20 protein-coding genes are annotated in these 25,327 nt (G+C 40.1%); 8 read left to right on the forward strand and 12 right to left on the reverse strand.

Annotated elements, in window-relative coordinates:
- Positions 1-52: 52 nt before the first annotated feature.
- The 5 genes from GM920_RS03040 to GM920_RS03060 all read right to left on the reverse strand — a co-directional run bounded on the left by GM920_RS03040 (position 53) and on the right by GM920_RS03060 (position 7,985).
- Complete coding sequence (locus tag GM920_RS03040; RefSeq protein ID WP_182953287.1) at positions 53-1,501, reverse strand: TolC family protein; 1,449 nt, start codon at positions 1,499-1,501, stop codon at positions 53-55.
- Entirely contained in the window at positions 1,494-4,658 is a 3,165-nt protein-coding gene (locus tag GM920_RS03045) for an efflux RND transporter permease subunit (RefSeq protein ID WP_182953289.1), read from the reverse strand. The genes GM920_RS03040 and GM920_RS03045 overlap by 8 nt, the downstream gene beginning before the upstream one ends.
- A gap of 45 nt (positions 4,659-4,703) precedes the next feature.
- A complete protein-coding gene (locus GM920_RS03050; protein WP_182953291.1) occupies positions 4,704-5,786 on the reverse strand; it encodes an efflux RND transporter periplasmic adaptor subunit in 1,083 nt (360 codons plus the stop codon).
- 168 nt (positions 5,787-5,954) lie between these two features.
- Positions 5,955-6,338, reverse strand: coding sequence for a hypothetical protein (locus GM920_RS03055; RefSeq protein ID WP_182953293.1), 384 nt, complete (start codon positions 6,336-6,338; stop codon positions 5,955-5,957).
- Positions 6,339-6,398: 60 nt separating this feature from the next.
- A complete protein-coding gene (locus tag GM920_RS03060) occupies positions 6,399-7,985 on the reverse strand; it encodes an ABC-F family ATP-binding cassette domain-containing protein (RefSeq protein ID WP_182953295.1) in 1,587 nt (528 codons plus the stop codon).
- A 197-nt stretch (positions 7,986-8,182) separates the two neighbouring features.
- Here GM920_RS03060 and GM920_RS03065 point away from each other — a divergent pair, with 197 nt between their 5' ends.
- Together GM920_RS03065 and GM920_RS03070 are read left to right on the forward strand one after the other, a co-directional pair.
- Positions 8,183-9,052, forward strand: a complete 870-nt coding sequence (locus tag GM920_RS03065) for a nucleoside phosphorylase (RefSeq protein ID WP_182953297.1) — start codon at positions 8,183-8,185, stop codon at positions 9,050-9,052.
- Between the two features lie 99 nt (positions 9,053-9,151).
- Positions 9,152-9,472, forward strand: a complete 321-nt coding sequence (locus GM920_RS03070) for a hypothetical protein (RefSeq protein WP_182953299.1) — start codon at positions 9,152-9,154, stop codon at positions 9,470-9,472.
- 48 nt (positions 9,473-9,520) lie between these two features.
- On the opposite strand, the gene GM920_RS03075 is transcribed toward GM920_RS03070, so the two are convergent.
- Positions 9,521-11,812, reverse strand: coding sequence for a GH92 family glycosyl hydrolase (locus GM920_RS03075; RefSeq protein ID WP_182953300.1), 2,292 nt, complete (start codon positions 11,810-11,812; stop codon positions 9,521-9,523).
- Positions 11,813-11,996: 184 nt separating this feature from the next.
- On the opposite strand from GM920_RS03075, the gene mnmA reads away from it, so the two are divergent.
- Positions 11,997-13,088 (forward strand): tRNA 2-thiouridine(34) synthase MnmA, encoded by a 1,092-nt coding sequence (mnmA, locus tag GM920_RS03080; protein ID WP_182953302.1) that lies wholly within the window; start codon positions 11,997-11,999, stop codon positions 13,086-13,088.
- 10 nt (positions 13,089-13,098) lie between these two features.
- Here mnmA and GM920_RS03085 read toward each other — a convergent pair whose 3' ends face one another.
- A complete protein-coding gene (locus tag GM920_RS03085; RefSeq protein WP_182953304.1) occupies positions 13,099-14,046 on the reverse strand; it encodes a bifunctional metallophosphatase/5'-nucleotidase in 948 nt (315 codons plus the stop codon).
- Positions 14,024-14,797: a 5'-nucleotidase C-terminal domain-containing protein gene (locus tag GM920_RS03090; RefSeq protein ID WP_182953306.1), complete on the reverse strand. Its 774-nt coding sequence runs from the start codon at positions 14,795-14,797 to the stop codon at positions 14,024-14,026. The genes GM920_RS03085 and GM920_RS03090 overlap by 23 nt, the downstream gene beginning before the upstream one ends.
- Before the next feature lie 53 nt (positions 14,798-14,850).
- Here GM920_RS03090 and GM920_RS03095 point away from each other — a divergent pair, with 53 nt between their 5' ends.
- The 5 genes from GM920_RS03095 (at position 14,851) to GM920_RS03115 (ending at position 21,332) form a co-directional block, all read left to right on the forward strand.
- The gene (locus GM920_RS03095; protein ID WP_182953308.1) at positions 14,851-15,456 is read left to right on the forward strand and encodes a DUF922 domain-containing protein; all 606 of its coding nucleotides are present in this window, start codon (positions 14,851-14,853) and stop codon (positions 15,454-15,456) included.
- 224 nt (positions 15,457-15,680) lie between these two features.
- Complete coding sequence (locus GM920_RS03100; RefSeq protein WP_182953315.1) at positions 15,681-16,766, forward strand: acyltransferase family protein; 1,086 nt, start codon at positions 15,681-15,683, stop codon at positions 16,764-16,766.
- Between the two features lie 147 nt (positions 16,767-16,913).
- Positions 16,914-17,513 carry an RNA polymerase sigma factor gene (locus tag GM920_RS03105; RefSeq protein WP_182953316.1) on the forward strand — a complete coding sequence of 200 codons (600 nt, stop codon included), beginning with the start codon at positions 16,914-16,916 and terminating at the stop codon, positions 17,511-17,513.
- A gap of 91 nt (positions 17,514-17,604) precedes the next feature.
- On the forward strand, positions 17,605-18,624 hold the full coding sequence (locus GM920_RS03110) for a FecR family protein (protein WP_182953318.1): 1,020 nt from the start codon (positions 17,605-17,607) through the stop codon (positions 18,622-18,624).
- Positions 18,625-18,632: 8 nt separating this feature from the next.
- A complete protein-coding gene (locus GM920_RS03115) occupies positions 18,633-21,332 on the forward strand; it encodes an outer membrane beta-barrel family protein (protein ID WP_182953320.1) in 2,700 nt (899 codons plus the stop codon).
- Between the two features lie 371 nt (positions 21,333-21,703).
- Here GM920_RS03115 and GM920_RS03120 read toward each other — a convergent pair whose 3' ends face one another.
- Genes GM920_RS03120 through GM920_RS03135 form a run of 4 tightly spaced genes read right to left on the reverse strand, consistent with a single transcriptional unit; the run spans position 21,704 to position 25,234 of the window.
- Positions 21,704-23,488 (reverse strand): serine hydrolase domain-containing protein, encoded by a 1,785-nt coding sequence (locus GM920_RS03120; protein WP_182953322.1) that lies wholly within the window; start codon positions 23,486-23,488, stop codon positions 21,704-21,706.
- A gap of 56 nt (positions 23,489-23,544) precedes the next feature.
- Entirely contained in the window at positions 23,545-24,228 is a 684-nt protein-coding gene (locus GM920_RS03125; protein WP_182953324.1) for a hypothetical protein, read from the reverse strand.
- A 3-nt stretch (positions 24,229-24,231) separates the two neighbouring features.
- Positions 24,232-24,894: a hypothetical protein gene (locus tag GM920_RS03130; RefSeq protein WP_182953326.1), complete on the reverse strand. Its 663-nt coding sequence runs from the start codon at positions 24,892-24,894 to the stop codon at positions 24,232-24,234.
- Between the two features lies 1 nt (position 24,895).
- Positions 24,896-25,234, reverse strand: a complete 339-nt coding sequence (locus tag GM920_RS03135) for a PadR family transcriptional regulator (RefSeq protein WP_182953328.1) — start codon at positions 25,232-25,234, stop codon at positions 24,896-24,898.
- Between the last annotated feature and the right edge of the window lie 93 nt (positions 25,235-25,327).

Raw genomic sequence — 25,327 nt, forward strand, 5'->3', positions numbered from 1 at the left:
CGCCCCCAGAAATCAAATACTTCTGGAGGCGTTAGCCAATAAATTAAGCAGGTTATTTCCAGCCTCCGCCTAAGTCCCTGTAAAAGTGGACTACCGCATTCATTTGTTCTTTCTTGGTATCAATCAGTTCGAGTTTCGACTCTAAAGCATCTCTTTGCGTCATTAATACCTCAAAATAGTTTACTCTGGCCGACTTAAACAGGTCATTTGACACTACAATCGACTTGTTTAATGCATCTACCTGTTGAGATTTCAAGTCGTAACTTTTTTCCAAATTACTGATCTTGGAAAGCTGTGTAGATACCTCCAGATAAGCATTTAGAATGCTACGTTCATAGTTAAATATGGCCTGCAATTGTCTGGCATTGGCGCTACTAAACTCCGCCTTGATGGCATTTCTATTGATCAATGGTCCGGCAATATCTCCTGCAAGAGAATAAAGCACAGATTCCGGGAACTTTAAAAAATAACTAGGTTTAAAAGCTTGCAATCCTATCGCTGCCGAAATATCTAAGGAAGGATAAAATTCAGCACGTGCTACTTTTACATCCAGTTTCGCTGCGGCAAGCTCCAATTCTGCCTGTTTAATGTCCGGACGGTTGGCCAATAACTGTGCAGGAACTCCGGATTTGACTTCCGAAGGAAGTAAATTTAAGAAGTTTCCATGCGCTCTTTTGATCTCCTGTGGATACTGACCCAGCAAAAAGTTAATCCGATTCTCCGTTTCCTTTGTTTTTTGAAGAATGTCAAACTCTAAGCTTTTTGAAGTCAACACCTCTGCCTGGAATTTCTGAACCGCCAATTCCGTAGCTCTCGCTGCTTCCTTTTGAACTTTAACAATTTCTAATGCATTCTTTTGCAGTTCAATGTTCTGTTTTACAATTTCCAGTTGATTATCTAAAGCCAGTAATTCGTAATAAGAATCTGCAACTTCAGAAATCAGGTTGGTTACCGCAAAGTTCTTACCTTCTACAGTAGATAAATATCGGCTTACAGCGGCCTTTTTTGAATTCCTCAACTTCTTCCAGATATCCACTTCCCAGTGCGCATAAGCGGCCAAAGTGTAATCCATTAAAGGATCTGGCACCTCTTTACCTGGTGTGATTTCGGTGGAGGCATCGCCTGCTCCCTGACCGGTATAACGGCCAACTTTTTCCACTCCGATACCACCGCGTAACCCTACTGTTGGCAACAACGCTCCTTTTTTAAGGCGGATATCATTCCCCGCGATTTCAATTTCCTGCATGGTGATTTTCAATTCCTGGTTGTTTTTCAGGGCAGTATCAATCAAGTTGATCAGGTTTTGATCCTTAAAGAAAGTCCGCCATGGCATCACAGCGACATTGGTGCTATCCTTGGTTATACCGTTCCTTTCCTGAGCAAAAGACTCTGGAACAGCTGTATTTGCCGTATTCGTTGCAACCAATGGCACTTTGCAACTTGCCATGGCAAGGCAAATGCTCAAGGCCATGGTGCATTGAGGTAACTTAAATTTATACATTGTGATCGATTTCTTCTGTTAATGGATTTTCTTCTTCATTTTTCACTAGTTTGTGCTTTTCGGCGATTCTACCGAAAATATAATACAAGCCAGGGATGATTAGCACACCGCAAATGGTTCCTAAAAGCATACCACCGGCAGCTGCAGAACCAATGGTTCTGTTACCGATTTTACCTGGTCCATTGGCTAAAACCAATGGGATCAAGCCTGCAATAAAGGCAAATGAGGTCATTAAAATTGGACGGAATCGTACGGCTGCACCTTCCAATGCCGCCTGAAGTACCGTTGCTCCCGCTCTATGTTTCTGAACGGCAAACTCTACAATCAGTACCGCATTCTTACCCAATAAACCAATTAACATGACAAAGGCCACCTGCGCATAGATGTTATTTTCCAGGCCACATATTTTCAGCAATAAGAAGGCTCCAAAAATTCCACATGGTAGGGAAAGGATAACGGTTAATGGCAAGATGAAACTCTCATATTGCGCTGCAAGAATCAGATAAACAAAACCTAAACAGATCAGGAAGATGTAAATCGCTTCATTACCACGCGATACTTCATCTTTTGAAATACCTGCCCAGTCAATGCTAAAGCCTCTTGGTAAAGTTTTTTCCGCCACTTCATTAATGGCATTAATTGCTGCACCACTACTATATCCTGCTGCGGAAGAACCGCTGATTTCAGCCGCGTTATACATATTATGTCTGGTGATTTCAGATAAACCATATACCTTTTCCATCCTCATAAAAGCCGAAAATGGCACCATTTCATCGCGATCGTTTTTAACATACAGCTTTAGGATATCCTCTGGCAATGCCCTGTATTGTGGTAGCGCCTGCACCATTACTTTATATTGACGGTCGTATTTGATGAAATTGGTTTCATAATTACTACCCACTAAGGTAGATAACGTGTTCATGGCATTTTCAATGGTTACGCCTTTTTGCTGCGCAATATCATTGTCAACACGCAACATATACTGAGGGAATGCTGCACTGTAAAAAGTGAATACAGAGGACAATTCCGGACGTTTACTCAATTCCTTCACAAAATCCTTACTCACCGTCTCCATCTTTTTGAAGTCGCCGGATCCTGCCTTATCCAGTAAACGCAACTCGAAACCTCCGGCAGCACCGTAACCTGGTACAGCTGGTGGTTGAAAGAATTCTATGGTTGCACCAGAGATCCCCTGAGATTTTTCTTCCAGTTCTTTCATGATCTCTTCCACACCGTGCTTACGATCTTCCCAACTTTTCAGGTTAATCAAACAAGTTCCGGAGTTGGCACTGGTTCCTTCAGTAAGGATCTCATAACCAGCCAGGGCTGAAACAGACTGGACGCCTTCCACACCTTCTGCGATTTTCTGTAACCGCTCTGCGATTTCATTCGTACGCTCTAAAGAAGATCCCGGAGGAGTTTGGATAATGGCATAAAACATCCCTTGATCCTCATTGGGTATAAAACCTGAAGGAAGACTGTTGTTTAGGAAGAAAATACCTACAGAAAAACCGACTAAGACCACAAAAGTGACCAGCCTGCGGCTTACAATTGCACTCAATACTTTTTGATACCTTCCGGTAAGTTTGTCGAAACCGTTGTTAAAGCCATTCAGCAATTTGTCTAATGCGTTTTGTTTTTGTGGTTTCCCATGGTTCTTCAATAAAATTGCACAAAGTGCTGGTGTCAGCGTTAATGCAACGATACCAGAAAGGATAATTGCCGTAGCCATGGTAATAGAAAACTGGCGGTAGAAAATCCCGACCGGCCCGGACATGAATGCAACGGGTATAAACACGGCAGCCATCAGGAAAGTAATCGCGATAATCGCACCACTGATCTCATGCATCACCTTTTTCGTCGCCTTACGGGCAGAGATATGGTGCTCATGCATTTTTGCATGGACCGCTTCAATTACCACAATGGCATCATCAACCACCACCCCAATCGCCAGTACCAATGCAAATAAGGTGACCAAATTGATCGTAATCCCGAAAAACTGCATGAAAAAGAAAGTACCAATCAACGATACGGGTACGGCAATTGCAGGAATTAATGTAGAACGCCAATCTCCTAAAAACAGGAACACGACCAATCCAACCAGGATAAAAGCTTCTACAAGTGTGTGGATTACTTTTTCGATGGAAGCATCCAGGAATTTAGAAACGTCATAACTGATCTCATAATCTACGCCTTTAGGAAAAGAAGATTTTTTGATCTCTTCCATTTTAGCCTTAATGTCTTTAATAACCTGACTGGCATTACTTCCATAAGACTGCTTCACAGTAATTGCAGCAGAAGGTCTGCCGTTCAAATTCGAATAGATATCATACATAGAGCTTCCAAACTCGATATTGGCCACGTCTTTTAGCCTTAGAATTTCCCCTTTAGCGGTAGATCTTAAAATGATATTTTCATAACCTTCTTTGGTCGTAAATCGTCCAGGATATTTCAGTACATATTCAAATGACTGTGACCTTTTTCCAGAACTTTCCCCGGTTTTTCCAGGCGAAGCTTCTAAACTTTGTTGATTTAAGGCTTCTAAAACCTCATCAGCAGAAATTTTATAGGCTAGCATCCGATCCGGTTTTAACCAGATTCTCATGGCATATTCCCGGTTACCCAAGATGTCTGCCACACCTACACCATCCACCCTTTTCAATTCTGAAAGGACATTGATGTCTGCAAAATTGAATAAGAACTTCTGGTCCATTTTCGGATCCTTGCTGTACAAGTTGATGTACATTAACATATTGGATTCCTCGCGGGTGATTTTAACACCTTCACGTACCACTAGTGGTGGTAACTTATTGATTACCGAAGCCACACGGTTCTGAATGTTAACAGAAGCCTGGTTCGGGTCTGTTCCTAAATTGAACACGACCTGAATGGAGGCCTCTCCATCATTACCTGCATCGGAAGCCATATATTTCATTCCAGGAACACCATTGATCGCTCTTTCCAGCGGGATGATAACCGATTTAATCATCAGTTCGCCGTTTGCTCCAGGATATTCGGCAGTAATATTCACCTTTGGTGGTGAAATAGAAGGGAATTGTGTGACCGGCAGATGGCTTAATGCCAAAGCGCCCAGAAACACAATGATGAGCGATATTACTATAGAAAGGACTGGCCTTTGTATAAACTTATTAAACATTTACTTGCTTTTTAAATGATAGAACCTTTGGACTGATCTGTTTTATTATTCTGCCTTTAATCTCAAATGAGAGATAACCGATTTAGGTTCCAGATATTTGTACTTGATCTTTTCATCATCCTTAACTTTCTGAACGCCTTCCAGAAGGATTTTATCCGTTTCAGAAAGACCGGTGTTCACGACATATAAGTCTGGCATTTCACTGGCAATCGTAATGTTTCTAGAGTGAATAACATCGTCTTTTCCAACCACAAAAACATACATTTTGTCCTGGATTTCATAGGTTGCTTTCTGTGGGATGATTAGCGCATTACGCAATGGTACAGTCATTTGTATTTTGCCCGTTTGGCCATTTTTCAATAGCTTATTGGCGTTCGGGAATCTTGCTCTGAAAGCGATGTTACCTGTTTCACTATTGAACTCACTTTCAATTACCTCTACAGTTCCTTTATCTTTCAGGACTTCATTATTGGCCAATAGCAGACTAACTTGCTTGTCGCCACGGTCTTTTACATTCGTTTGATAAGCTAAATATTCCGGTTCTGAAACATTAAAATAGGCAAACACCTGACTGTTATCAGAAAGGCTGGTCAACAGCTCTCCTTCATCAATCAGGCTTCCCAATTTCTGAGGAATGCGGTCAATGGTACCATCAAATGGTGCTTTAATCTCGGTAAATGATAAATGAAGTTTTGCTAAGGAAGCTTCTGCTTTAGCGCCTTCCAATTTAGCCTGAGCCATAGCCAGCTCATTTTTCGAGACTACATTTTTATCGGCCAGTGTCTTCACATTTTGTAATTCTATCTGCGCCGCTTTAACTTCTGCTTGCGCTTTTAACAATTCTGCTTCATAGAGTTTAGGCATGATGCGAAACAGCAATTGACCTGCTTTAACCGTCTGTCCTTCATCTACATAAATGTTCTGTAGGTATCCTTTTTCCTGTGCTCTGATCTCAATATTTCTAACAGAACGGATTTGAGAAACAAATTCTTTGGTAAAGGAGGTATCAGTTTTTAAAGGAGCCGTAATGGTAAACTGACTTTCTTCCTTTTTTTCTTCTTTTTTGGTGGTGCAGCTTGTAAGGTTCAACAAGGCTATAGCGCCACTGAACACGAGTATTTTCTTCATGATAATAAATGGAAATTAAGCGAATAAATGCCTGGAATAAAGATTCCAATCAACGTAAAAAAACATTAGTTACTGGAGGCCGGATTTAAAAATCGGGCCAAAAGATTGCATTAAACACACCAACACGAGGGACGTATGGTTAATGTTTTAACTGATGTAACGTAATGCTCAAATCCTCAATACGCGTTGTTTGATATAAATCGGTGAAGAATTGCCTGAAAATGGCTGAAAGGTTTGATCATACTGATGGTAATCATCAGCAATTAAAACTGGTAAAAAAGCAAGATACCAGCGCTCCAGGGTATAATATTCCTGGTGTAGATTTCTGTCTGGAAGTTCGTCGCCATAGTTGTGCTCCTCATCCAGATCTAAGTCGGCCTCTTCAATGAGGCTGATGTCCAGACCAGTGCCGCTGAATTTTGCCTGTTCACTTTTAGAAAGCCGCTGTTTGGAAACACAATGCGTAGGATTATGATGCGTACCTGCATGAAGATAGTGCCCTCCGCATAGCAGAAAGGTAAACAGGGATACGAAAAATACGACTACTCTCATTTTGGTGGCAAAAGTAATCAAAGTATTGAAAGAAAAAAATGAATTATCAACCTCAGACTTTTATAAGACAATTCCCTCTTCCACATTAATCTGATTCAGGAAGGAATAGTCATGAGAAATCACGACTAAGGTTCCTTTATATTCGTTAATAGCTGCAGTTAATATCTCAATATTTTGCATGTCCAGGTTGTTTGTCGGCTCATCTAAAACAATTAAATCAGGACTTTGATTACCAATGGTTAAAGCGCAGAGTATAAGTCTCATTCTTTCTCCGCCACTTAGGGAGGAACAAGGTTTATCCCATTGTGCTTTGGTAAATAAAAACCGATTTAAACGAAGTTTTATCTCATGCTCCTGCAATGCTCCAGCGTTAAATTGTTGCGCCTGTTCATAAACATTAAGGTTGGGATCAATTAAAGAATATTCCTGATCTACGTAAATGGAATGAACCATTGTTCGCGCTATGCTGCCGGATTTTGGCTGTAATGACCCCAGAATTATTTTGATGAGGGTCGTTTTTCCTGATCCATTGGCTCCTTTAATCGCCAAACGATCGCCGGTTTTGATCTGAAAGCTCAAGCCTTGCTGCCAGAGCAATTGCGCTTCATAGCTGAAATTGATTTCTTTTGCGGTGATCAGTGTTTTTCCGATATGCAGTGCAGAAGCATCAAGATCCATTTTCATACGGTCATGCCCTGGTTGATCCTTGCGCAACTCGCTTATCTCTTGCGCTATGCCATCCAGTTTTTCAGCTTGTTGTCCTTTCAAACGTGAAGTGCTTTTCTCCGCATTATTTTTCAATGTTTTCATCATGATGGTAGGTACACCCGCCTTTTCTTGTTTCCGCTTTCCACGGGCATCCAGTTTATGCTGTCTTTCTAAAGCAGTACGCTCTACCTCCTTCGCTTTACGTAATGCTTTTTCTTTACTTTTCAAGGTTTGAGCAAAAGCGGCGCTTTCTATCTCACGCTGTTCCACATAGCATTCATAATTTCCACCATAGCTGCTGATTCCATCAGGCCCTAACCATGCGACAACATTTAAAAGGTTCAACAATTCCCGATCATGGCTGACAATCAGCAAAGTTTTTTTGCTAAACCTGATTTCGTCATAAAGCAGAATTCTACTTGCACGATCCAAATGATTGCTGGGTTCATCCATCAAAATGATCTCTGGCTGATGAATTCGGATCCCTGCCAGGAAAACTTTTGTTTTTTGTCCGCCACTTAAACTGCTCATTTTTTGAGCTAAATCCAGCCCCTCCAGCTTCCAATAGGCAAAAGCTTGCGCGCAACGCGATTCAAAATCCCAGTCGTCATTGAGTATGGCCAGGTTTTCATCCGTCACCTGACCCGCTAAAATTTCTTGCATGGCTTGTAGCTTGTCGCCTAAATGAAGCACTTCGGCAATACTACTCTCTTTGTAATCGTCTAAAAGTTGAGGCACATAGTAAGGCTTAGACGCCGCTTTCACAAGGCCAGTACCAGGCTGTAGCTGACCTGCTAAAATTTTTAATAAAGTAGATTTCCCAGCACCATTATTGCCAATCAAGGCGGTTTTATCGTGTGGATTCAGGTTGAAATTTAGGCCTGTAAAGAGTAAGTCCCTATTGGGATGTTGGTAGGTAATATCTTGAAGAATGAGCATGAGATCCTTTCTTTTTTAGTTGAATAGTTAAGAAGGCCTTTAAGGCTTCCGTTTTATTTTCCTGAAAGAAATGTGCTGCTACATGCTATCCTTATTGATTTTGTGAATGGTACAAAGGTAATAATTTCAATTAACTCTTCAAGAATTTCAATTAACTCCTACATGTTTCATAGGTTTGTACCATCAAAGCCGTAATTATGGAAAACAAAATATCAGCAGCAGACCTCATCATCAATCCAGATGGCAGCATTTACCATCTTAACCTATTGCCTGAAGATCTTGCGCAAACTGTGATCACTGTAGGTGACCCTGATCGGGTTTCAGAAATATCTAAACATTTTGACCGAATAGAGCTTAAGAAAGGAAAGCGTGAATTCCTGACACATACCGGCTATCTGGGACAGAAAAGAATAACGGTGATTTCAACAGGGATTGGAACAGACAATATTGACATTGTATTTAATGAATTAGATGCGTTGGTCAATATTGACTTCCAAACCAGGACGGTAAAAAAAGACCTGACCTCACTGGATATCATTCGTATTGGTACATCTGGGGCCATCCAATCTGATTTACCAATGGGCACCATCCTGGCCTCTTCTTATGGCCTTGGAATGGATGCATTGATGCAGTATTATATTCATGAACTTTCTGTAGAGGAACGTCCAATTTTGGAAGCTTTTAACGCCCATTGTGCACACATCAAAGGTATTCATCCTTATTTAACCGCTGCTGATGATCGTTTATTAAACACCATTGGGGCTGATATGGTCCATGGCATCACGATTACTGCGCCAGGATTTTATGCGCCGCAAGGCCGACAAGTCCGCGCTAAAAACTCCATTCCGAACTTCATTTCCTTGCTCAATACTTTCCAACATGGAAAAGATAGGATCACGAATTTAGAAATGGAAACAGCCGGAATTTATGCCCTGGCCAAAGTCTTAGGTCATAAAGCATTATCCGTAAATGCGATACTGGCCAGTAGAGTCAATTTTGAGTTCAGTAATAGCCCGGATAAAGTAGTAGATCAAGCCATCCGTATGGTACTGGATAAACTTGCCTAAATCTTAGCAATTCCTGAGTCAATACTGTGAAAGGATTTTAAAGATTTCGAAACAAAATAGGCCTTCCAATGTTCCATTGATAGATATAGAACGAAAGTTATGTTTGAATTACTCAAAAATAAAGTAAGAATTATAGCTGCAACATCATTGTTAAGTGCGTACGATACAGAAGAATTAGATGCAGGAAAAAGATTTATAGCCATCCTTGCGGGTGCATACATCTTTCAAAAAGGAGTCAGAGCGATTTCTAAACACCCCGTAGTAGGAATTCAGGAGGCGGTATTAGGTGGGATATTGTTATACACCGGAACGGTTGGTATCCATAAAAAGATCGTTAGAAAACCTACTGATCATGCTGATATCAGGAGAAATCAGATTCAAGGGAATGATCCTAGATCAGCTGTACCTGCTTTTGTTTAAAGAATTCATGGCCGGGAGTTCCCGGCCATGAATTATAAAATTCAAATTTTACTTCCCCAACTTGCTCGGTTTTGAGCTCATGTAGAAAGTTAGTTTTCCACCCTTTAAGATATCTGCGTGTTTAAGCACATTGTTGCTAATTAATACACCGTTTAGTAATACTTTTTGCACGTAAATATTTTTGTCACTCTGGTTAATGGCTTCAATGGTAAAGGTATTTCCAGCTTCCAGCTGAAGTACAGCCGATTTTACTGCAGGACTTCCAAGCGCATAATCTGCTGATCCTGGTGAGACCGGATAAAATCCTAGAGAAGAAAACATGTACCAGGCGCTCATCTGGCCACAATCGTCATTACCTCCTAAGCCATCTGGTGTTGGTTTGTATTGCATCTTCAGAATCTTCCTTACCCTTTCTTGCGTTTTCCATGGCTGATCTGCCCAGTTATACAGATAAGCAACGTGGTGTGCCGGCTCATTACCATGCACATATCCGCCAATAATCCCTTCTCGGGTAATGTCTTCAGTTTCTGCAAAAAACACATCAGGAAGGTGCATATTGAATAAGCTGTCAATCTTGGCTGCAAACTTCTGCTTCCCACCCATTTTATTCATCAACGATTCTGGATCATGTGGCACGAAGAAACTGTAATTCCAGCTATTTCCTTCAATAAAACCTTGTCCATGCGTACTCATGACATCAAATTCTTTTTTGAAAGCACCGTTCGCCAGTTTCGGGCGCATGAAACCGATACGGTCATCATATACATTCTTCCAGTTTCCTGAGCGTTTCATATATTCTTCATATACTGCCTGGTTGTTTAGTTTTTTTGCGATCTGTGCAATACACCAATCATCATAAGCATACTCCAAGGTATTTGACACCGAGGTTCCACTGCTTTCCGCAGGAATGTATCCCAGATCAATATATTTTCCTATTCCTTCATAATTGCGGTGATTGGCTGTGGCAATACAAGCCTCTAAAGCTTTTTGAACATCACCATCATACACACCTTTGATAATGGCATCAGCCACAACTGAAACACTATGATAGCCACTCATACACCAGTTTTCATTGGCGTAATGCGACCAGATGGGTAGCATCTTCAAAGCGCTCTGGTCGTAATGTGCCAGCATGGATTTCACCATGTCATTGTTGCGGGAAGGCTGTATCAGGTTAAAGAAAGGATGTAATGCCCGATAGGTGTCCCACAAAGAAAAAGTAGTATAATTGGTAAAGCCATTTGCCTGATGCACATTCTGATCTAAACCTTTATACTGTCCGTTTACATCTCCATAAGTTGTTGGATTGATAAATGCATGGTACATGGCGGTGTAAAAATTCACCTTATCGTCTTCAGCAGCGGCAATGTCAATTTTATTCAACTCTTTATTCCAATCCGTTTGGGCTTGCTTTTTTACACGGTCAAAATCCCATCCAGGAACTTCTGAACTCATGTTTTCTAAAGCATTTGCCTGACTCACCGGCGACAGTGCAAATTTTACTTTCACTTGCTCCTGTTCATCGGTATCGAAATCGAAGTGCATGCGGATTCTCTTTCCTGCAATTTCCGGGAAGTTGTTGTTCTGGTCAAATTTTCTCCAAAAACCCGAGTACACCTGCTTCTTGTCATAGTTTTTCTGACCATAGCTTTTAAAAGGCTTCGAGAAAGTCATGGCGAAATAAACGGTCCTTGTTCTTGCCCATCCGTTGGTTTGGCGGTAGCCGGTTAACAAGGTGTCGTTCACAACGCGCACATAAGTCCACACTGTTTTGTCGTCATAGTTGTAAATCCCGGACATTAAATCCAGAATAATGTGCGACTGGTCAGATTTAGGGAACGTATAACGGTGCATCCCTACCCTTTTACTCGCAGTGAGTTCCGCCTGAATCTTGTGGTCATCCAATTTCACTTTGTAATAACCGGCTTCAGCAGTTTCATTGGCATGGGAGTAAGAAGAGCGAAATCCGCTTCCAGGTACATCAGCAGTACCCGGGTTCATTTTTAAAACACCCTGTGTTGGCATCACCAGGAAATCACCCAAATCTGAATGACCAGTACCACTAAAATGAGTGTGACTAAATCCAACAATTGATTTATCCTCATATTTATAACCCGCACAGTATTTATAAACGTCGCCATTATACTTGCCATTCAGCTCATAAGAAAGGGTGTCTGTGTCTGGACTCAGCTGCACTGATCCGAAAGGAACAGTGGCCCCTGGATAAGTATGGCCCATCTTTTGGGTTCCAATAATCGGTTTTACATACTTTACCAAATCCTTTTGTGCCTGTGCAGAAAGGGCTGGAAGCAGTATACAAAACAATAATGCTTTTTTCATTTGTTTAAGTTGAGGTTTTTTTACAAGGTTCTAAGGTATAAATAATTGGCACAAAATAAGCTCTATTATCTTGCTATAACGTTTAATCTAAACTTTATGCTTTTATCCTTTTTACAAGCAACTGACGGCATAAATGAGAATGTATGGGTAAAAACCGCTATTTTTGCGCTCAGAATAAATTATAATGAGTAAACTCGGTAGAATATTGGTAGCCATGAGTGGCGGAGTAGATAGTTCAGTTGCAGCAGTGATGTTACACGAACAAGGATATGAAGTAATCGGATTAACCATGAAGACATGGGATTATGCGACCTCAGGTACCAATGGTAAGGAAACTGGATGTTGCAGTCTGGACAGCATCAACGATGCACGTACCCTGGCGGTTAATTACGGATTTCCACACTATATATTAGACATCAGGGATGAGTTCGGTGATTATGTGATTGATAACTTCGTTGATGAATATCTTGCAGGTCGTACGCCTAACCCTTGTGTTTTATGCAACACCCACATCAAATGGGAAGCATTGTTAAAACGTGCAAATAAACTGGATTGCGAATTTATTGCGACCGGTCACTATGCGAACGTTAGACAGCACGACAATGGTCGTCATGTGATCTCTAAAGGTTTGGATGAAAACAAAGACCAGTCTTATGTGCTTTGGGGCGTTTCTCAGGAAAACCTGGCACGTACTAAATTCCCATTGGGATCTTTCGCAAAAGCGGATATCAGACAAATGGCTTTAGATATGGGGCAGGAAGAACTGGCTAAGAAAAGCGAAAGTTATGAGATCTGTTTTGTACCGGATAATGATTACCGTGCTTTCTTGAAGCATAAGGTAGGTGATTTAGAAGGTCGCGTGGCAGGTGGTAATTTCATTACCAGTGACGGCATGGTGGTTGGACAACATAAAGGTTATCCTTTCTATACCATCGGACAGCGTAAAGGTTTAGGAATCGCTTTTGGCGAACCGATGTTTGTAACGCAAATCCTTCCGGAAAGCAATACCGTAGTTTTAGGTAGAGCAGATGAATTGGAACGTCGTGAAGCCCTGGTTAGAAATGTGAACTTGATTAAGTACGAAAATATTTTGGAGCCCATGAATGACGTGGTTACTAAAATCAGATATAAAGACGCAGGAACGTTAAGTACTATTGTACAGGAAAATGATAAAATCAAAGTAGTATTTGATCATGCAGTTTCGGCAATAGCACCGGGACAGTCTGCGGTATTCTATGAAGGAAACGACCTCCTTGGAGGCGGTTTCCTTTGTTAATGATATTAAATTAGCTATCTAATTGATCTGAAATGGTATAAGGTGCGGCAGTTTTAATGTGCTTGCCCTTATATCTTTCAAAGTAATAATCTAATCTGCCTAGATTAATTCCAGCAAATCCCACCTGATTAATCGTCGTCATCTTTCCATCGAGATTTAGAATATCTTCTGGTTTCTCCATGAATGTATGGGTATGACCGCCGATAATTAAATCTATATTTCTGGTGTTCTTGGCCATTACCTGATCCGAAACCCGATCGCTATCGTATTTATAACCTAAATGTGATAAGCAGATTACAAGATCACATTTTAAATCATTTTTAAGCAGACTTGCAGTCTGATTTGCCGTTTGAACCGGATCTAAAAATACCGTATCGCCATAATTTCTATCGCCTACCAATCCAGCTAATTTAATCCCGATTCCAAATACACCGATCTTTATTCCTTGCTTTTTAAAGATCTGATAAGGCAGGGTCGATTTATTCAATAAGGTGTTAGAGAAATCGTAATTACTGCATAAAATTGGGAAGTTGGCATGAGGTAATTGTTTGTAGAAACCTTCCAGACCGTTGTCAAAATCATGGTTTCCCATCGTTGCAGCATCATACTTCATTTCAGACATGAGCTTAATTTCCAACTCTCCACCATATTTGTTAAAGTATGGGGTACCCTGAAAAATATCACCAGCATCAAAAAGCAATACATTGCTTTCTTTTGCACGAATTGATTTGATCAAAGCAGAACGTCTGGCTGTTCCTCCCAATCCTTGGTATTTTGAACCATCCATCGGAAAGGGCTCGATTCTACTGTGCACATCATTGGTATGCAAAATGGTCAATTTTACCAGGTCTCCGGCGGCTAGTGCATCAAAAGCATTTAAGTTCAATGCCGCAGCTGCGGCGGCAATCCCTCCTGTTTTAAGGAAGTTTCTACGGTTAATCTTTAGTAATTCTTCCATCTAATTTTGGATTTATAGTTTTTCCAGCAGCCTGGTTTTCTTTAATGTAGGTAATCAAGGCATCGCGCATTCTGACGCCTATAATCTTCTTCTCTATTGGGTTTTTGAAACTCTGTACATTGTCGCCACCCTCAGCTACGTAATCAGAGGTTAATACCTTGTAGTTTTTATTCGGATCTAAAGGTTTTCCATTGATCATAACCTCAGTTGGCTTGTCGTTCACAATTTTCATTCTGAGGTTAGCAACGGGTTGTCCGCCTGTTTTTGCAATGTAATCCAATAGGTTTTGCACAGCCGCAGGGCTCAAAACGTAAACCATCATCTCATTCTCAAAAGGCATGACTTCAAAAATGTTCGATAGTTTAATGTCTCCTTTAGGAAGGGCTACCCGAATTCCACCATTGGTAGAAGGCATAGCGAAATCTATGGTCGAATCGTATTTAAGTGCTTCGTGGAATATCGCGTCAGAGAAGAAATTTCTCAGCAGGTTTTCCTGAACGGGCTTACCATCCTTTTTATCCAGTTTTTCCATTAATTCATCGGAGTGTCCAATGACTGTGTTCATCTCCTGATCCATTTTGATTTTGTATGGGAGATAAGTTTTGATCACAGCACTGTCTGCGGCCTGATTACCGTTCATGTTATACTCCGTCCGGTTACTCTTTACGACCGCGTAATGTGAGCTACAAGAAAACATCAGGGGTATGGCACCTAAAATCAGGTATTTTTTGATTGGATGAATATGTTTCATATCGATTTGAAAGCACAAAGGTAAAAAACCTTAGGCTAAAAAAATACTTATAAATGTTCCTGATTTTTTGCTTCTTTGTGAATATGAAACGCGCTACTCCCCTTTTACTATCAATTAGTATCTTTTTATTTTGTGGCTTTCTGAAGTCTGAAAAAGCTTTTAGTCAGGAAAACCAGTTGAACAGGATCAACTTGAAATGGAATATGTACCAGCAATTGGAGCAAACCAATCGCCCATTCATTGCCTATACTGCACATCAAACCACCCACAAATATCGGGCAACCCAAAAAGGAAGTCAATTTTCCTTGAAATTCACTGTGGGCGTTGCACTAGACAGTAAGAAGTCCACCCTGGACCTTCGTAAATTGGCTTCGCTGGATGAGGAAGGCCAAAAGAAACTGCTAAATCATGAACAAGGACATTCGGATTTGGCTGTTGTTTATGGTAGAATCCTTTATAAGCAGTTATCCAAACAAGTATATACGGTTAAAAACTATCAGAATGAGGTTAAAAAAATCTATGATGATACGATGAAGGAATTGTTAGAAATGAACTTCAAATATGATATAGAAACTTCACACGGAGAAGAGTTAGAGCCACAAGATAAATGGGATTTGTATTTTAAAAACCAGTTGAAAATTAACGCATTGGGACGGTAAAAACAACCCATGCTTCCTATAAATACGGAATATTCTATATAGAGTTTAACGGCTTAAAATCTTTCTCTTTCTTTAATAGCGGCAGGTAACATTTTGATGGCTTCATTCTTTTTTTGCCTGTCATAACCGGCAAAGCTTGGTAGAATCGCAATTATTCGGTATTCTTGGTGTCACACAATACCACAACTGAAACCAAATTATCAATTCTAAACCAAGCCAATTTAATGAACGCTAAAACGTTAAGTCCAGAACTATTAAAAACCAAAGAACACTTTCATATTCTTGATGGCCTGCGGGGTGTAGCCGCAGTAGCCATTGTCATCTTCCACTTCATGGAAGTGGTCTATATTCCTGCAAAAAATTTCATCGGTCATGGCTTCCTGGCGGTCGACTTTTTCTTTTGTTTATCCGGATTTGTCATCGGCTACGCTTATGACGACAGGATTGGCAAAATGGGCATGGCTACCTTTTTAAAAACAAGATTGATCAGGTTACATCCCCTGGTGGTTCTAGGGTCGGTTTTAGGCCTGCTGGCCTTTCTCTTCGATCCCTTTTCGCTGCATTCAGAATTGTATAGTGCAGGGAGAATTGCCCTTGTTTTCTTAAGCTCTATTTTGATGATTCCTTTTCCGGTAGTATCAGAAAGGTATTTCAATTTATTCAGCTTCAATGCGCCTGCATGGTCTCTTTTTTGGGAATATATAGCCAATTTTGTTTATGTATTGGTGCTATATAAAGCGACTCGTAACCTATTGTTGATCTTAACAATTCTGGCAGGAATCGCCATTTGCTATATCGGCTATACCTATGGAGCATTACTTGGCGGCTGGAGTGGAGAGACCTTCTGGCATGGTTGTGCACGTATCTCCTACTCTTTTTTAGCAGGCTTACTGATCTTCCGTTCTAAATGGATCATCAGGACCAAACTCGGTTTTGTTGGCTTAAGCGTGTTGCTTTTACTCGCTTTTCTTATGCCTGACAGCAAATGGAACTGGATCACTGAACCCTTAGTTGTCCTGATTTATTTCCCATTACTGATCTGTTTGGGCGCAGGAGCGAAACTTCAGGAAGGCCTGAAAAAACTATGTGTTTTCTCCGGAAACATCTCCTATCCGCTGTATATGACACATTATATGGTATTGTGGATTTTCGCAGGCTATTACACCGCTCATAAACCGGATACCAGTCAATTGGTCTTGATCATCATTGGTGGTACCGCTTTACTGGTTGCTTTCGCCTATGTGGTGATGAAGTTTTATGATATTCCTGTCCGAAAATACTTAATGAATAAACTTAAAAAAGCATCCTAAATTGCTTTTTGATCTGGTGGATCAAACTGAATAAAAAATAATTTAATCTTTAAAAAAAAAGCGTCCTTCATCGCAGATTTATCGGAAGGACGTTTTTTTTGTGACATTTACATCCTCATATTTATATCTTAGCCAAAAAATCACCCTATGCCTGAATCGACTGAACCACAATACTGGCAATCTTTTAAAGCCGGAAATGCGGACTCTTTTGAGTACCTATATAAAACCTATGCTGCTGGTCTATATAATTATGGTTCAAAATTCAGCAAGGACAAAGATCTGATTAAAGAGTGTATTCAGGATCTTTTTGTAGGTATCTGGACCAGAAGGGCCACGCTTGGAAACCCTGATCATCTAAAAAACTATCTCTATAAATCATTCCGCCACCTGGTTTTCAGGAAGACTTTACAGTTGCAGAACTTTGAAGTTTATGAAGAAGAAACTGATACCTATTCTTTTCATGTTAGCTTAAATATGGAGGAAGCCATTATTGATGGTGAACAGCGGGATAAAGTGACGGAACAATTGAATATGGTTATGGCCAAACTTACCCCCAGGCAAAAAGAAGCTATATTTCTAAGGTTTTACGAGCAACTGAGTTATGAGGAAATCGCCGAGGTGATGGATATTTCAGTGAAAGCCAGCTATAAAATCATGGCAAGAGCATTGGGTTTTCTAAAGGAAAACTTATCAAAAGATGATTTAATGCTCCTATCTCTGTTACTTCACTTAAGATTATTGAACTGATTACCAGATTGATAACTATTATTTTCAATTTTTATTTAGGTTGCTGGGGTAATTTGGCTCCTTTTCGGCTAATAGGATCAAAAGCAATAATATGAAGAAACAAATTAGTGCATATGAAACCTATACTTTAGCAGAGCTGATCAATGATCAGGACTTTCTGGTATGGGTCTTGCACCCTGATGAACAGTCAGATTCCCATTGGCGGCGTATTGAAAATACTTATCCTCAGCTGACTGAGCCTATCCGCCAAGGAAAAGCGATTGTTCAATCCATGAAATTCGAAAAAGAGGATTTGAGCCTAAAAGACCAAAACGAGATTTGGAATGCCATCCAGTCGGAAACAACCTCAAGAAAAACACCAGTCAGGAAACTTTGGTATCGCTATGCAGCGGCAGCTGTGCTGGCAGGAGTCTTACTGGGCATTGGCATTCTTTACCAGGTAAACCAACCTATCGCCATCAATACGCCTTATGGGAAATTGAAAACCATCACGTTACCAGATGGTTCTTTGGTTACTTTAAATGCCAACTCTACCATTAAATATGATAGAAACTGGGATAAAAATGGAATTAGAGAAGTATGGATCGAAGGTGAAGCCTTCCTAAAGGTTAAGCATTTAAATACTTCAGGAAAGGTATTGGATCGCGAGCGTTTTGTGGTGCATACCGGTAATGTTAATGTAGAAGTACTGGGTACTTCATTTAACGTAAATGACCGTCGAGGACGTACGGAAGTCGCCTTATTAGAGGGTAAAATTAGTTTAGGTCTGAATGGTGCTGTTGGCAAGCCTTTGGTACTTTCTCCAGGAGATATTGCAGCGTTTGAGCATGGTAAATTAATGGTAAAGCCAATCAATGTAGCTGAATATGCCTCATGGAAAGATGGAAGATTGAATTTCAACAATGTTCCAGTGGCTAAGATCTTCGATTACTTTGAAGATGTTTATGGGTATAAAGTGGTCGTTGATGATCAAGAAATTCTTAAGAAACGAGTTTCAGGATCGATGAGTACACAAAATGAACAGGTGTTATTTAAAACCCTGGGAATGGCTTTAAACCTCAACTTCAACTTAAATCAAGATACTAAGCAACTAATGATTACTTCAAAATAAGGTCAGCTATGAACAACCTAAAAACCGGCCTGATGAGCTTAATCTACATCCTGATGTTTCATCAGTTCGCATTTGCAAGACAAATTAAACCAACAGAAAAACAACTATTAACGAAAGTATTGACCGAATTAACCGCTCAATATAAAGTCAATTTCTTATATGAAGAGGTCAACCTCAAACAAAAAACAGTAACTTTTAACGCCATAGATTTCAAGGGCAAGCCAATTTCGGAAGTGCTAAATAGCCTGTTGCTACCGTTAAATTTATCCTGGTACAAGGTCGATGCAAGGAATTATTCTATCTTTTTAACGCCAAAAAAGTTAGACTCAAAAGATAAAGGCAAGGGAATGAGATCCAGTCTGCCGGATTCCTCGAAACTGGAAAAGGTGACAGGCTCGATAGTAGATGAAAATGGAAAACCATTAGAATATACCACGGTCACCTTGTTGGTAGCCTTAGATTCTGCTTTCGTTTCCAATGCTTTAACAGATTTATCAGGTATTTTCGCTTTTCCATCCGTTAAACCAGGAACCTATAAAATCAAAGTCTCTTCGATGGGACATCAACCTTACCTCAGTAAGGCTTTCAAAGTGGGCGATGGTGCTCCAACAGCAGCTATAGAACCAATTGCCATGAAAGTTTCCGATAAAACTTTGAAAGAAGTTCAGGTGACCGCTACCAAAGCTTTGGTAGAAACTAAAAGTGATCGTCTTATTTTCAATGTAGACAACAGTGCAATGGCCGTTGGGAACTCCTTACAAGTTTTAAAATCTGCCCCATTTGTTCGGGTTTCTACTGAAAATGTATTGACACTTCAAGGCAAAAAGACCATGGTCTTGATCGACAATAAGCCCGTTCCAGACGCCTCATTGGAGAATATTTTGCTAACCATGCCAGCCGGAAACATTTCAAAAGTGGAGCTGATTACGCAGCCATCTGCTAAATATGACGCGTCCTATGGGGCGGTGATCAATATCATTACCAAAAAATCTCAAGTGGAAGGAATTACCGGGAATTTACGCCTGGATGGTTCATCGGGAAATTATGCGAATGGGAGTGTCAATGCAGGGGCAACTTACAAGCATAAAAACCTCACTATTTATGCCAATGGCGGGATAAATAAAGGAGATAATTATTATAGTATTGAATCGAAAAGGTTTCAGGACCCTACAGATCCCTCCTACTTTTTAACGAATAACTGGACACGGTTATCTCACAACTTGATGTACACTTTCCAAACCAACATGGAACTACAGCTAGATAAGAATCAAACTGTAGGTTTATTCGTGGATTTAAGCGATGTGGAGTTTAAAGGACCATGGAAGACCACAAATAGCTTTGGCCGGGAAAATGGGAAGATTGATTCTGTGTTATTTACGGATGCTTCTTTTAATCAAAAAGGGCAATCACAAACTTATAACCTAAATTACCGATTACTTTCTGACTCTGGAAAGAATGAGTTGACTGTCTTGGGGACTTTTACACCATGGCAAAGGAATCTACTGCAGACATTTCCTTCTACGCTTTACAATGGAGATGGTGAAATCATTAAAAATCCACCACTTTACCAGACCCGTAATAGAGGGAATATTGATGTTTACATCGCACAAATCGACTATACGCACCTGTTTAAAAAAGAATGGTCGCTGGAAACCGGACTAAAACATCAGCAGACCAATTCCAAAACTCTGGTGGTGTATGAAGATTATAAAACTGGGGAATTAAAAGAAGACCCGGCATTTTCTAACGACAATAATTTGAAAGAATCGATTTCAGGGCTTTATGGTATTTTAAGCAAAGACTGGGAAAATGATAAGGTTCAGGTGGGCTTTAGAGCCGAAGCTACAAATGTAAATTCTGTAGCTAATTTTAAACAGCGCAAGTTTAATTTTTTCCCAACCTTAATGTATCAGCATAACATCAATAAGGACCTAAATGTTTCTGCCTCTTATAAGAAAATAATCAACAGGCCACGCTATACTGAAATGGTTCCCTACTCTGTGTTCCTGAACCAGTACAGTATTGAGCAGGGAAATCCGGAATTGAAACCACAGTTCGATAATGTTTATACTTTTACTGCGAACATTAAGCGGTTAAACGTGTCCCTGAGCTATACGGATACCAAAGGAATGATTGGTTTGTTCCCTTCACAACAGGATTACAGTACCAAAGTGACTTATTTTAAGCGTCAGAATCTGAAGAAAGCTTCCAGTCTAGCGCTGAATATTTTCTTCCCATACCGGATCAATGAATGGTGGGAAACGATGAATAGCGGTACACCTATCGGTCGCAATAGCGCAGAGGGTGTCGTTCTTGGAGCAGACCACAAGCTTTCGGCATTCTACTCTGATTTTAGAACCGCTCATATTTTCAAAATCACAAAAGACATCAAGCTACAGATAGATGGTTATTACTGGACGAAGTATACACAGGACCTAGGTAGGTACGAGGGAAATAAAAACATTGATGCCTCATTAATGGTAAACCTATGGAAAGGAAGCGGTCAGTTTAGACTGGGTGGATCTGAACTGGTTTTTAAAAGAAATGACTATTTGCTGGAAAGAGACTACGGGACTTTTAAATCTGCAGAACGCATTCACACCGATAGCAGACGCTTGCTGATTGGCTTCAATTATAAGTTTGGAAAATCACGTATTGCGAAACCAGATTCAAAATTAGGAAATGCAGACGCAATGAAAAGACTATAAAAATCACCGAGACAACAATGCCCCTTTTTTTAAGCCATCAGAACGTTTCTGATGGCTTTTTTGTTTTCAATAACGACTATGGTTATTGGTGTGGCGATCGTTGATCCTGTACAGCTGTTCTGTCTGCTTTTAAGGTTGTCCTCTACAGGTTTTTGTATTTCCTTATTTATTTCTGGAGCAAAGTCTTGCTTCTATATCATTCTTGCAAAAATGAACGATAGTTCTGTGCTGAAATATAGCATTTCGCTCTTCGTTTCTGTTTTTTCATCTCAAGAGAACAGAAGATCCTGTTTGCGTATGAATAAAGCGTTTTAGTTCAGTAGAAATCTTTATTAATACAATGAAATTCACACAAACGTTTGCGCAGATAATTATTTCACTATTGATTTCACCTGATTAAGCATGTATTCGCCCAAATCAGCAGCACCTCTATCATAATTGGAGAGCACAACGATCATATATCCGGTCTCAGGGAAGTAATACGAAACTGCATTCACTCCTGGCGCCCCGCCAGAATGCCCCACCACTTCCAGCTTGGGAGAACCTGACAACTGAAAGCCGTAGCCATAGCCAATTCCCAGCTCATCTTTGAACATTTTCAGTCTTGAGGAATCAGATAGCAGTTGACCAGATAACAATGCAATGCCAAATTTATGGAGGTCACCTACCGTTGAATAGCCACCGCCTGCAGCAGAACCTATGGTATAAATAGGACTTGAAGCCAATATATAGGTATTGTCAATTGTAGGGATATATCCCATAGCCTGATTGCTGAGGTACTTATTCTCTTGAGCCTCCACTGGTTCTCCAGGTTCTTTTCCCCCAAACGTTCGCATCGCAGAAGACTCCATTCCGGCAATTTTGTAAATGTGTTCCTTTACATAGTCGAAATAATTTTGCCCGGATACCTTTTCAATGATCAGCCCCAACAGCAACATCCCAGAATTACTATAAGACCAGGATGTCCCTGGTTCAAACTCCAACTTAGTCAGCTTAACAAAAGGTTTATAGCCCTCCAGCGTTCGGAACTGAGACAATGGAGCAGCTTGCATTTTTTCGCTAAAAAAATCACCCACACCCGCAGTGTGGTTCAACAGCTGACTTACTTTTATCTGATCAGCGAGCGCTGTTGGTATCCAGGTGCTATCCAAAAATTTCGACAGCGGGTCGTTTAGATTAAGCTTACCTTGTTCTACCAATTGCATAACTCCTACAGCGGTAAACATTTTGTTTATGGAACCAATATTGAATTTTGTATCTATGTTATTCTTGATGCCATCTTTCTTTATGGCCAATCCAGTAGAATACTCATATAAAACACGGTCTCCTTTAGCAAAAAGGACTGCGCCTGAGAAAACATCTTTTTGGGATAAATGCTTTAAGGTTTGATCAAGATCTCCGATAAGTTCTTGCTCCGTGTTCAGCTTTTTAATTGGATCCTGGCTATAAGTGACTCTACTGTTGTATAGCTTTATTTTACCTTTCTGATCAAGCTTTAAACTAAACTCCAGTACATTATTTAAATCAGCACTGGCATATTGATATTCAGCAAATAAAGCGTTTGCATTAAAATATAAGCGTTTGTCGAATTTAACACCAGCAGTAGAACGGTATGCTGCTTTTGCGCGCGACAAGAAATCACCTTGTGTTGTGGATTTAAGCTTTTTTGAAAAATTATTATTTACATAGTCTACCAGTCTTTTATCGGTATTAGCGTTAATAGCGGCGACTAATTTTTCCGCTTTCTCATTTAAAAGGGCGCTGACCTGAGCCACAGTAAGACCCGGCATTTTCTCCGGTCGGTAACCGGCAACTTTAACCCATAACTCCTGTCCAATTTTTACTGCAGAGATTTCATTATTGCCATCTTTCAAAAAGTGTAGGTTATAATCACCATTAGGACTGGAGAATTCAGTTTCAGATTTAGGATCTAACAACAGTTCCCTACCGTCCCAATCTCTTATCTGTTTTAGTTTATTTCCTGATATCTTCATTTGAAGATATAGCTCTTTAACCTGAGGATGCTGGTAATAACCCGCTATATTTTTTAGCGTCGGAGTCAACTGCAGTACTTTGGCAAGTGCTACAGAGGATGGTAATATGGAAGTTACCAGCAGGATAAGAGAGAGAATCGGCTTTTTAAAAATCATATCCATATTCATGGTGTTAAATAGATAACTCCTTAATTTAGATATGAATATAGCAATTATTGTTAACTCAGATATTGATATTTCTTTTGAAGTTGTGTGCTTTCGCTTATACCCAATTCCATCGTTTTAAAAGCACTGAGCAAGTACAGTACAAAGAGCACCATCAATAGAGAAACACAGGCTCCGGTTGTATTCAGCCCGAAAATAGTAGTACTTAAGAGTACCTGATTCTGGAACTGTAAAATGAAGCATAGCAGGGAACTTGTGGCCAGGAAATAGCTTATTGATAGCTTAAATGACAGGTATTGATTTAGTTTAACCTGGTAAGTTCTGACCGCGATCAAAATAATTAAGCTAACTATGGTTAAACCGATAAATGCCGCAAACCACCAGTGATAACCAACCAACAGCTGTTGTACCTGATAAGTGAATGCAGCGCCGAGAAATAGCAATACGATATACTTATAATTGAAAAAAGAAAGAAAAGTCCTCCAGAAAAACCGGTTATACTTCTTGCTTAACCCATTGCTAATGGCATCCTCAATCGTTGAAAATCCAAATATCCCAAAACTGGCGTGTGTCTTTACTAGCGCCTGGTTGAAGTCCAGCTGTGGATTTACTTCCATCTTTTCCTCTATGGCGGTGGCTACATGGTCGATAATTTCCAGCTGAACATCGAGGTACACAAAACCTTTACGTTGTATAAATTGCTTGATCTGTTGTAATTGCGCTGTGGTAAGTCCCATATTTTAAACGGCTAAAACACTAATTTTTTTATTGTAAAACTTAATGAAGGCCCTGACATAAATGCTGGTCAGAAAATACACTAAAAACACAAACTGGTACCTGCTTTCTGGACTCAGGTTAAAAGGACTATGCTTACTGACAAATAAATACCCAAACAATTGAATTTGAAGTAAGCCCAATATCCAGGTCTTGTGTAAGAAATCATATTTAATGGATGTTTTCAGGAAGTTCCTATCGATGAAGTAGCGTTTACCGAGGTAGAATAAGGCTGGAGTTGAAGAAAGGATCCAGATGGAGGGATACATAATTTTAGAGATCATATCTCCATGAACAGCTGGGCGATACAACAGGCCATACATTAAAACCAGAAGTAAGTTATTGAATACCTCCGGGAACTTGAAGGTATTTAAGGCTTCCTGCCATAACTGACTAGCATACTTCTTGTTAATCTGTTTTTTGTAAATCTCTTCCTGAAGTACTATTTCTGGAAAACTGCAAAAGTCTTCTTCAATAATCTGAGCAACCAAATCGATATCATATTCTCCTTCAGTATCTTCCAACGTATTTACGATGTGATCATAAATCTCATTATAGGTTTCCTGGTAACGTGGTCCCGCCAGGAGGTAATTTCTAATTTCTTTCAGTTGAGCTTCGGTCAATTTCATCTCAAAACGAAGGTTTAAGGTTTAACAGCAATTGTAAATTCTGGATGAAGTCCCTGGCTTCCTGTAGTTTATTTACCACCTCCTTCTCCCCTTCCTGTGATAAGGAGTAATATTTACGTAGCCGGTTATCAACCACCTCTGTCGAAGTTTCCAGTAAGCCTTCTGCTTCCAGCTTATGTAGTGCAGGATACAAAGCACCTTCTTTCAACAACAGTTCACCTTGTGTAATTGCCTTTACTTTTTGAGTGATTTCATACCCATACATCCGGTGATGCTCAGCTAATAAGTTGAGAATGATCGTTTGCAAGGTTCCTTTGAAGAGTTCATTGTTGACTGCCATATTCAAATATACTATATTTTCAATATACCTCAGAATCTTATGTATGTAATTTTCAATACATATAATTATATTCTGAAACTTATTTCCCAGGAT

It is taken from the genome of Pedobacter gandavensis (assembly GCF_014172405.1).
Lineage (GTDB): Bacteria > Bacteroidota > Bacteroidia > Sphingobacteriales > Sphingobacteriaceae > Pedobacter > Pedobacter gandavensis.

Bases quoted from the DNA above. Each gene is read 5' to 3' on its own strand.
- GM920_RS03060 (WP_182953295.1), bottom strand. From the start codon at position 7,985: ATGCTCATTCTTCAAGATATTACCTACCAACATCCCAATAGGGACTTA.
- GM920_RS03040 (WP_182953287.1), bottom strand. From the start codon at position 1,501: ATGTATAAATTTAAGTTACCTCAATGCACCATGGCCTTGAGCATTTGC.
- GM920_RS03110 (WP_182953318.1), top strand. From the start codon at position 17,605: ATGAAGAAACAAATTAGTGCATATGAAACCTATACTTTAGCAGAGCTG.
- GM920_RS03090 (WP_182953306.1), bottom strand. From the start codon at position 14,797: ATGAAACATATTCATCCAATCAAAAAATACCTGATTTTAGGTGCCATA.
- GM920_RS03105 (WP_182953316.1), top strand. From the start codon at position 16,914: ATGCCTGAATCGACTGAACCACAATACTGGCAATCTTTTAAAGCCGGA.
- GM920_RS03100 (WP_182953315.1), top strand. From the start codon at position 15,681: ATGAACGCTAAAACGTTAAGTCCAGAACTATTAAAAACCAAAGAACAC.
- GM920_RS03135 (WP_182953328.1), bottom strand. From the start codon at position 25,234: ATGGCAGTCAACAATGAACTCTTCAAAGGAACCTTGCAAACGATCATT.
- GM920_RS03045 (WP_182953289.1), bottom strand. From the start codon at position 4,658: ATGTTTAATAAGTTTATACAAAGGCCAGTCCTTTCTATAGTAATATCG.
- GM920_RS03085 (WP_182953304.1), bottom strand. From the start codon at position 14,046: ATGGAAGAATTACTAAAGATTAACCGTAGAAACTTCCTTAAAACAGGA.
- mnmA (WP_182953302.1), top strand. From the start codon at position 11,997: ATGAGTAAACTCGGTAGAATATTGGTAGCCATGAGTGGCGGAGTAGAT.
- GM920_RS03125 (WP_182953324.1), bottom strand. From the start codon at position 24,228: ATGGGACTTACCACAGCGCAATTACAACAGATCAAGCAATTTATACAA.
- GM920_RS03130 (WP_182953326.1), bottom strand. From the start codon at position 24,894: ATGAAATTGACCGAAGCTCAACTGAAAGAAATTAGAAATTACCTCCTG.
- GM920_RS03095 (WP_182953308.1), top strand. From the start codon at position 14,851: ATGTTCCTGATTTTTTGCTTCTTTGTGAATATGAAACGCGCTACTCCC.
- GM920_RS03070 (WP_182953299.1), top strand. From the start codon at position 9,152: ATGTTTGAATTACTCAAAAATAAAGTAAGAATTATAGCTGCAACATCA.
- GM920_RS03055 (WP_182953293.1), bottom strand. From the start codon at position 6,338: ATGAGAGTAGTCGTATTTTTCGTATCCCTGTTTACCTTTCTGCTATGC.
- GM920_RS03065 (WP_182953297.1), top strand. From the start codon at position 8,183: ATGGAAAACAAAATATCAGCAGCAGACCTCATCATCAATCCAGATGGC.
- GM920_RS03115 (WP_182953320.1), top strand. From the start codon at position 18,633: ATGAACAACCTAAAAACCGGCCTGATGAGCTTAATCTACATCCTGATG.
- GM920_RS03120 (WP_182953322.1), bottom strand. From the start codon at position 23,488: ATGGATATGATTTTTAAAAAGCCGATTCTCTCTCTTATCCTGCTGGTA.
- GM920_RS03075 (WP_182953300.1), bottom strand. From the start codon at position 11,812: ATGAAAAAAGCATTATTGTTTTGTATACTGCTTCCAGCCCTTTCTGCA.
- GM920_RS03050 (WP_182953291.1), bottom strand. From the start codon at position 5,786: ATGAAGAAAATACTCGTGTTCAGTGGCGCTATAGCCTTGTTGAACCTT.